The sequence below is a fragment of the Noviherbaspirillum aerium genome (genome assembly GCF_008929045.1).
Taxonomy (GTDB): Bacteria; Pseudomonadota; Gammaproteobacteria; order Burkholderiales; family Burkholderiaceae_D; genus Noviherbaspirillum; species Noviherbaspirillum aerium.
The window spans coordinates 607838-616325 of record NZ_VFAH01000002.1 but is presented as its reverse complement, the minus strand read 5'-3'; the positions used below and the strand labels follow the sequence as shown (position 1 = coordinate 616325).

Genomic DNA, 8488 nt, shown 5'->3' with positions numbered 1-8488 from the left:
GACTTTGCGCCGATGATAGTGCTGCAACCAGTGTGAAAGTAGGTCATCGTCAGGCTAGTTCTACCGCATCAGCCCTGCCTCCTCATGGACGCAGGGCTGTTTGCTTTGCGCGTGCGCAATGCATGCCGCATAGGGGGCAGCAATCGACGGTCTGGTAGGGTGGACATGCTTATGGTGCATGCAGCAACGCCATCTTAACCAAAATGCTCCACAGATTATCCGATTGAAGTAGCCCCGTAGATTTCTTCATAAACTCTGCAAAACCTAGCGCAGATTGCGGGTGAATGGTCGGTCTCCTCGGCGTGCCTTGGATGCATGGCCGCATTGTTCGTTGCTTGCGTGGCCCGCCACACAACGCTCTTCCCGCTTCACCTTGCATCCCAAGGCAAGTCGAATCTTCCATACACTCACCCGCAATCCGCTCTAGTGAATCGCTTGGAACTTGTTCGAAACATAAGCCACTCACCAGCACGTTTCGAGCAGAGTTTGCAACTTATGTTTTCATATCGCCTGTGCATGCGCGAGCCGCTGACCGAGCCGTCAGAAGACGACGACTATGAGAAACCAATAGCTTCAGCGTCATCAATCGATCGCGGCAGCGCAAATGCCGATTACCCTGCCTCTGCGATGATCATCAACCAATGCAAGCACGCGAAGTGTAGGTATATGCAATGAGATCAAATCGTATTTCTCGCCTATTGTTGTTATGCGCGGCTGTAGCAGCCTTCCCGCTGAATGCAAGAATCTACAAGCTCGAAGATGAGGCTAATCGTGTGACCATTTATAGCAATATGCCAATACGCCCGTCGGCTGCCAAGCCGGAGCTGCCGAAGCCAGCTGAACCGCCGAAAAAGCCAGAGCCGGCAAATGTAATCGAGCTTCCAAGGAGCGATCTACCGAAGTCCAAAATTTCCACGCCGATTCAGGAGATACGCCCATTGACAGCCAAACCAGAGCTGCTGAAAAGTGTTGAGCTGCCGAAGAAGCCAGAGCCGGGAAATACGATCGAGCTTCCGAAAATCGAACCACCGAAGTCGAAGCTCTCCACGCCGATTCAGGATGCAGTATCTCCGCCAATTCCCTTATCGGAAACCGGTGTCAGCACTCAGATCAGCCCAACCAGCTCGGTTGACTATCCACGAATTTCACCCATAGTACAAAAGACGCGGGATAGCGAAAGGCTTTCCATCCTCAATAATGAACTGCAATCGGAACAAACCGCGTTGGCCGAAGCGGAGGCTCGCAATGCGCCGGGAGAGATTCTTCGCAGGTACAGGAAAAATATTGAAGCCTTAAGGCGGGAGATCTCCAATTCCAGGTGAATGAGCCATGCCCAGTTTCTTATAAAGGAAGCAAGCGAGGCATGCCGGATTTTGAAACCTCATGTCAGAGGTCTCCCATACCGGACGCCATGGACACGGCGTGCCGGACTTCACACCAGCCATCCAATCAAGCAGTTGACAAGCCGCATGTTTCGGGCACATGCCTGGAGCCGAATAGTGACCGAGAGCCAAAACAAGTCGGCTTATCTTCGAGCAACGTTGCGGCGCGGTGCTTCAAGCCGGAAAAATTTTTTGTCTTTCGGGATTTCCTGCAGATTTTCGGATAAACTCTTATGTCTTATAGAAGAGTTGTCCTAGCCGCAATGCCGCGTCAGGACGAAGTATCCGGGGCCAGGCATCATGCTCCGTCAGCCTGTACCGGAAGTACTCTCTTCGCCTCTGTTCAATCACGTCACCGAAGGGCGCCCCATGCTAGAAACTTACCGTCAACACGTCGCCGAACGCGCTGCGCTAGGCATTCCGCCGCTTCCCTTGTCCGCCAAGCAGACCGAAGAGCTGGTTGCGCTGCTGAAAAATCCGCCCGCGGGTGAAGAGCAGTTTCTGGTGGAATTGATCACCTATCGCGTGCCGGCCGGCGTGGACGATGCAGCCAAGGTCAAGGCTGCCTTTTTGGAAAAGCTGGCAAAGGGTGAAGACTCCTGTGCTTTGATTTCACGTAAGGAAGCAACGCGCCTGCTCGGCACCATGCTCGGTGGTTTCAACATCAAACCAATGATCGATGTGCTCGACGATGCTGAAGTCGGAACGGTCGCCGCTGAAGGTTTGAAAAAGACCTTGCTGATGTTCGACTATTTCCATGACGTCAAGGAACTCGCCGACAAGGGCAGTGCGAACGCCAAGGCGGTTCTGCAGTCATGGGCGGATGCCGAGTGGTTCACTTCCCGTCCCGAAGTGCCCAAGAGCATGACCATCACGGTTTTCAAAGTCACCGGTGAGACCAATACCGATGACCTGTCTCCGGCCCCGGATGCGACAACCCGTCCGGACATTCCTCTGCATGCACTTGCCATGCTGAAGAATCCGCGTGCCGGCATCAATGCCGACGAGCCCGGCAAGATCGGTCCGATCAAACAGATCGAGGCGCTCAAGGCCAAGGGTAACCTGGTCGCCTATGTTGGCGACGTGGTGGGTACCGGGTCTTCCCGCAAGTCCGCCACCAACTCGGTGCTGTGGTTCACCGGCGAAGACATCCCCTACATTCCGAACAAGCGGTTCGGTGGCGTCTGCCTCGGCAACAAGATTGCCCCGATCTTCTACAACACGATGGAAGATGCCGGCGCATTGCCGATTGAACTCGATGTCTCCAAGATGGACATGGGCGACGTCGTTGAACTGCGTCCGTATGAGGGCAAGGCGCTCAAGAACGGCGAAGTGATTTCCGAATTTACCGTCAAGTCCGACGTGCTCTTCGACGAAGTGCGTGCCGGCGGTCGCATCCCGTTGATCATCGGCCGCGGCCTGACTTCCAAGGCCCGCGAAGCGCTCGGCCTGGCACCCTCGACACTGTTCCGCCTGCCGCAGAATCCCGTTGATTCCGGCAAGGGCTTCTCGCTGGCACAGAAAATGGTCGGCCGCGCATGCGGTCTGGCCGAAGGCAAGGGCATCCGTCCCGGAACCTACTGCGAACCGAAGATGACGACAGTCGGTTCCCAGGATACAACCGGCCCGATGACCCGCGACGAGCTGAAAGACCTCGCTTGCCTCGGCTTCTCCGCCGACCTGGTGATGCAGTCTTTCTGCCATACCGCAGCGTATCCGAAACTGGTTGACGTCAAGACTCATCAGGAACTGCCGAAATTCATTTCCAACCGTGGCGGCGTGTCGCTGCGCCCCGGTGACGGCGTGATTCACTCATGGCTCAACCGTCTCCTGCTGCCTGACACCGTGGGCACGGGCGGCGACTCGCATACCCGCTTCCCGATTGGTATTTCGTTCCCGGCGGGCTCCGGACTGGTCGCGTTTGCAGCAGCCACCGGCGTCATGCCGCTGGACATGCCTGAATCCGTGCTGGTACGCTTCAAGGGCGAAATGCAGCCAGGCGTGACGCTGCGTGATCTGGTCAATGCGATTCCGCTGTACGCCATCCGTCAGGGCCTGCTGACCGTCGAGAAGAAGGGCAAGAAGAACATCTTCTCCGGTCGCATTCTCGAAATCGAAGGCCTGCCGCAGCTGAAAGTCGAACAGGCGTTCGAGCTGTCGGACGCTTCCGCCGAGCGTTCGGCCGCAGGCTGCACGGTGCATCTCGACAAAGAGCCGATCATCGAGTACATGAACTCGAACATCACGCTGATGAAATGGATGATCGCCAACGGCTACCAGGACAGGCGCACGCTGGAGCGCCGCATCAAGGCGATGGAAAGCTGGCTCGCGAAACCGGAATTGCTCGCCCCCGATGCGGACGCGGAATACGCAGCCGTCATCGAGATCGACCTGGCAGACATCCACGAGCCGATCGTGGCCTGCCCGAACGATCCGGACGATGTGAAGACGCTGTCCGAAGTCGCCGGCGACAAGATCGACGAAGTGTTCGTCGGCTCCTGCATGACCAATATCGGCCACTTCCGTGCGGCCTCCAAGCTGCTGGAGGGCAAGACCGATATCCCGGTCCGCTTGTGGATTGCGCCTCCGACCAAGATGGATCAGCAGGTGCTGACCGAGGAAGGTCATTACGGTACGCTGGGCCGTACGGGCGCGCGCATGGAAATGCCCGGATGCTCGCTGTGCATGGGTAACCAGGCGCAGGTGCGCAAGGGTGCGACAGTGATGTCAACCTCCACGCGCAACTTCCCGAACCGTCTCGGTCTTGATACGCGCGTCTACCTCGGCTCGGCCGAACTGGCTGCGGTCTGCTCGGCCCTTGGCAAGATTCCGACCAAGGCGGAGTACATGGAGCATACCGGCGTCATCGACAAGCATGCCGCCAACATCTACCGTTACATGAACTTCGACAAGCTCAAGGAGTTCAGCGACGTGGCCGAGTCCGTCAAGGTCTGAGGTCGGCATTGATGCGCTTGCAGCCCGTATAGGTTCTGCAAGCACAGGATGCAGCACGTAACAAAGGCCCGCAGGAATGCGGGCCTTTGTTTTTTGTCGGAAAAAATCAATAGCTCTTAATAGCTCTTGTAAGGCAGGAATTTGCCGCTCAGGACGACTTGTACACGGTCACCCTTCGGATCCGCCTCCCGCTGGATATCCATGGAAAAGTCGATCGCGCTCATGATGCCGTCACCGAATTCCTCATGGATCAGCTCCTTGATGGTTGCACCATACACGCTAACGATTTCATACCAGCGGTAGATCAGCGGGTCGGTAGGCACTGCGGTAGGCAGCGAACCCTTGTAGGGAGCGATCTGTAGCCAGGCGGTTTCCTCGTCGGTCAGTTCGAACAGCTCCTTGGCGAGGGCTGCCTGTTTCGCATCGAGCGTCATCTGGCCAAGCATCGCGGCGGTTGTCCACTCCTTGCTCTGGCCAATCTTCTCGGCGATGTCGCCCCAGCGCATCTTCTTTGCGACCTTGGCGGAAATGATTTTTTTGGTGACTTCATGACGGTCCATCGCGGCTCCTGGGATTGAATATCAAATACTGCAGTAACTCGGGCAACCAAAGCGTTCAGGCGATGGATTGGGCCAGCCATAACGGATCGCGAATTCGTATATGGCCGTCTCCCGGCCCATCGGTGAAGCTGATGCCGGAAAGAGCGACGTTCGGCAGCATGCCGCTAAGCTCGGCATGTAAGTCTGCGGGTTTCACGCCGGCCGTTTTGATGGGCTGACGCAAGAACGGCCCTGCCTGGCACTAGAGCAATCAACATGCCTGCGTCGGAGTACGCAACTTCTTGTTGATGCACCCGCCCGACGCATGTTGGCGCACCGGGCAGGTGCGATATGGCGTGTTTGCCTTGCTTTACGCTCTGTTTTGATGAGCCGAGAGAAGCGCGGTGAGAATGGCGATGTCTGCCGTTTATTGTTCGGCTAGGCTGTGTTCGATAAGCTGATGTGTGGTCCGGGTACGGATCCGCGCCTACGGTGCCTTCGCACTCCCGAATCAAGTGTGAACAGGCCCGAGAGCGGATTGCAGGTGAATGGTCGGTCGCCTCGGCTTGCCCTGGGCGCATGGCCGCGTTGTTCGTCGCTGGTGTGGCCCGCCGCACGGCGCTCCTCCCGCCTTGCCCTGCATCCCCCAGGGCAAACCGATTCTTCCATACACCCACCTGCAATCCGCTCTAGGCCGGTCAAGGCGAAAACGCTCTGATCTGTGGCGCTTGCTCTTAAGCGAGTTTCACTACTGCAGGAGGTAAGAGATTGAGGCACAGGCCCTTCAACCTTGGGCCGTGTCGGGCAACAGCGGGTGATTGGCTGCGGCTGGCGGGTGAGAATGCGCCAGCCGCGTGCTTGTCAGGCGTTTACTTGTACAGCAACTCAGGCAGCCACAGCCCGATCGCCGGGAAGGTGTACAGCAGAATCAGCGCGAAGACCTGTATCGCCATGAATGGCAGCATGCCTAGGAAGATCTGGTTCAGCGTGACATGCGGTGGCGATACGCCCTTCAGATAGAACGCGGCCATCGCGACCGGCGGCGACAGGAAGGCTGTCTGCAGATTCAAGGCGACCAGCAGGCCGAAGAACAGCGGGTCGATATTGAAATGCGGCAGCAGCGGAATGAAGATCGGCATGAAGATCACGATGATCTCGGTCCATTCCAGCGGCCAGCCGAGCAGGAAGATGACGACCTGCGCCAGGATCATGAACTGGATCGGCGTCAGGTCCATCGACAGCACCCAGTTGTTGATGATTTCCTGTCCGCCCAGCAGCGCGAACGCCGCCGAGAAGATGCTGGAGCCGACAAACAGCCAGCACACCATCGCGCTGGTCTTGGCTGTCAGATACACCGATTCCCTGAGCACGCCGAAATTGAGCCGGCGATACGCCGCGGCCAGCAGCAGACCGCCCATCGACCCCATCGCGGCGGCTTCCGTCGGCGTTGCCAGGCCGAAGACGATGGCGCCGAGCACCGCAAGAATCAGCAAGGCCAGCGGGAAGAACGAACCAAGCAGCATCTTGAAAATTTCAAGGCGTGCAAAGCTGAGCACCGCATAGAAGATGGCAAGTGCGGCCAGCCCGATGGCAAAGGCGATCCAGTAGCCGGACGGTGCCTTGACGCCTTCCTCTTCGGCGGCTTGCGCAGGCGAGGCAGGTGGCGTTGTTGCTGAAGCCGCCGGGGCTGCCTCCTTCGCCGCTTGCGCGTCGCTGGCACCGGTACCGGCACTGGCCGAAGGCTGTGCCTTCGATTCACCTTCCTGCGGCGGTTCGGCAAGCCCGCCTTCAACCTGAGGCTCCGCCAGACCGCCCTCGACCGGCGGTTCGGCCAGTCCGCTGTCGCTTCCCGCTTCGGTGCCGCCACCGTTGAAGCCGGTGCCCATTTCGATGAGTTCCGTATCGGCAGCCGCCTTCTGTTGCGTTACCGTCTGATAGGCGAATCCCATGATGGCAGCGAATGCCAGCGCCGGTAGCAGCGCGACGAACAGTTGCGACAGGATGACACGCATTGGTACTGCTGCATTGGACCGCCCCTTCAGCGCGGTGATCAGGCTGCCGAAGGCATTGCTGCGGCCGGTACGGCCGATCGCCGGCACGTAGCTTGGCAGCGGGACCATCCTGTCCTGTTCCGGCAGCGGCGGAGCCCAATGCGGCTTGATCTTGGCAATGATGATCACATAGCCGACATACAGCAGCGCCAGCATGATGCCGGGGAAGAATGCGCCGGCATACAGCTTGACTACCGAAACCCCCGCCGTTGCGCCATAGACGATCAGCAGGACGGAAGGCGGGATCAGGATGCCAAGGCAGCCGCCCGCCGTGATCGCGCCTGCGGCCAGCTTGACGTTGTAGCCGGCCTTGAGCATGGCCGGCATCGCCAGCAGGCCCATCAGCGTCACGACGGCACCGACGATGCCAGTCGCGGTAGCGAAGATGGCGCAGGTGATCACGGTCGCAACTGCCAGCGAGCCAGGCAATCTGGCCATTGCCAGATGCAGACTCTTGAACAGCCTGTCAATCAGGTTCGCGCGTTCGACCAGGTAGCCCATGAACACGAACAGTGGGACCGATATCAGCACATCGTTGGCCATGACCGCATAGGCGCGCTGCACCATCAGGTCCAGCGTCTGCTGCACGGCAATGTCGGGATTGACATTGCGATACGCAAACCAGGTAAACATCACCCCCATGCCCATCAGCGTGAATGCGGTGGGGAATCCGAGCATGATGGCTAGCACGATCAGACCCAGCATCAACAGGCCAAGATGGCCGTTGGTCATGTCCGACGGCGCCGGCATCAGGGTGAAAATGGCAATGACGATCATGGTCATGATCGACAGCCCAAACCAGACTTCCTTTCTCATTTACGTCCTCCGTCCTGGTTTGTCACGAATTTGTCGAGGTCGGCGATCTCCTTGTCGCTGACGTTGACCATTTCCTTGAGTTTGTCCACATCGACTTCTTCCACATCCTCTTCACGCGACGGCCACTCGCCCCGTTGCAGGCACTGGACGCAACGAACAATCTCCACCAGGCCCTGAAAAAGCAGGAAGGCGCCGGCGATCGGAATCACTATCTTGAATGGATACAGCGGGGGACCGTTGGCCGTGATGTTTGAGGTTTCCCTGATCGCCCAGGATTCCTCGGCGAAGGTATAGCCCGCCCAGACCAGCGCGACCACCCCGGGAATGAAAAAGACGAAGTACAGCAACAGATCGAGCCCGGCCTGCAGCCGCGGCGGAAAAAAGCCATAGAGCACGTCGCCGCGCACATGGCCGTTCTTGGCCAGGGTATAGGCGCCGGCCATCATGAAGACCGTGCCGTACATCATGATCATCAGATCGAAAGCCCAGGGATTGGGCTGATTCAGCACATAGCGCGAGAACACTTCCCACGCGACCTGTAACGTGAGCGCCAGGATGAGCCAGGAAAATGCATGGCCGATCCACGTGCTTATCCTGTCAATGGTGAGCAGGAGTTTTTGCATGTTGAAGCTCCAAGGAAGAAAACACTGCCGGCCTTTCGGGGCGGCATTTCAGTACACCCTGCCGGCATGTGCGTGCGCCGACACCATCCGCATGCGCGAATGGTGTCGGTCAGCCGGACTGG

At 58.3% G+C, this 8488-nt stretch carries 6 protein-coding genes; 2 read left to right on the top strand and 4 right to left on the bottom strand.

What is annotated here, in order from left to right; all coding sequences use genetic code 11:
• Positions 1–671: 671 nt before the first annotated feature.
• Together FH061_RS05890 and FH061_RS05885 are read left to right on the top strand one after the other, a co-directional pair.
• Positions 672–1322 (top strand): hypothetical protein, encoded by a 651-nt coding sequence (locus FH061_RS05890; protein WP_151633895.1) that lies wholly within the window; start codon positions 672–674, stop codon positions 1320–1322.
• Positions 1323–1751: 429 nt separating this feature from the next.
• Entirely contained in the window at positions 1752–4337 is a 2586-nt protein-coding gene (locus FH061_RS05885; RefSeq protein WP_151633893.1) for a bifunctional aconitate hydratase 2/2-methylisocitrate dehydratase, read from the top strand.
• A gap of 116 nt (positions 4338–4453) precedes the next feature.
• Here the strand turns inward: FH061_RS05885 and cynS are convergent, their stop codons facing one another.
• The 4 genes from cynS to FH061_RS05870 all read right to left on the bottom strand — a co-directional run bounded on the left by cynS (position 4454) and on the right by FH061_RS05870 (position 8366).
• Positions 4454–4897, bottom strand: a complete 444-nt coding sequence (gene cynS, locus FH061_RS05880; protein ID WP_151633891.1) for a cyanase — start codon at positions 4895–4897, stop codon at positions 4454–4456.
• A 55-nt stretch (positions 4898–4952) separates the two neighbouring features.
• Positions 4953–5120, bottom strand: a complete 168-nt coding sequence (locus FH061_RS30320; protein WP_192804930.1) for a hypothetical protein — start codon at positions 5118–5120, stop codon at positions 4953–4955.
• 625 nt (positions 5121–5745) lie between these two features.
• Complete coding sequence (locus tag FH061_RS05875) at positions 5746–7743, bottom strand: TRAP transporter large permease (protein ID WP_151633889.1); 1998 nt, start codon at positions 7741–7743, stop codon at positions 5746–5748.
• On the bottom strand, positions 7740–8366 hold the full coding sequence (locus FH061_RS05870) for a TRAP transporter small permease subunit (RefSeq protein WP_151633888.1): 627 nt from the start codon (positions 8364–8366) through the stop codon (positions 7740–7742). The genes FH061_RS05875 and FH061_RS05870 overlap by 4 nt, the downstream gene beginning before the upstream one ends.
• Positions 8367–8488 lie beyond the last annotated feature (122 nt).